Origin of the sequence: Olsenella uli, from assembly GCF_016900775.1 — a bacterium.
GTDB classification, from domain to species: domain Bacteria; phylum Actinomycetota; class Coriobacteriia; order Coriobacteriales; family Atopobiaceae; genus Thermophilibacter; species Thermophilibacter uli_A.
Genome location: NZ_JACJKN010000055.1, coordinates 1 through 236, shown reverse-complemented (window position 1 = coordinate 236; position 236 = coordinate 1). Strand labels below are relative to the sequence as shown.

Here is a 236-nt window from a genome sequence, read left to right as displayed (position 1 = left end):
GTCACCTACAAGGTGCACTTCTATGACACCGACGAGACGACCGAGATCACGGCGGTGAACGGCGCCGAGGGCTACACGTTCGGCACCTACGCCGAGGGCATCGCCCCGAGCTACGTGCCCGAGGGCAAGGTCTTCGTGGGCTGGGAGGACATATCCGGCAAGCGCGTCGAGAACTCCACCGAGGTCACCGGCGAGTGGTACGTGTACCCCGTTTTCGAGGACGAGCAGGTTGCTCC

The 236-nt window shown here is 64.0% G+C and carries 1 protein-coding gene; it reads left to right on the top strand.

What is annotated here, in order from left to right; genetic code table 11:
- Nucleotides 1-236 (top strand): hypothetical protein (locus tag H6A23_RS11290; RefSeq protein ID WP_204832266.1); only part of this gene is annotated, 236 nt, incomplete at both ends.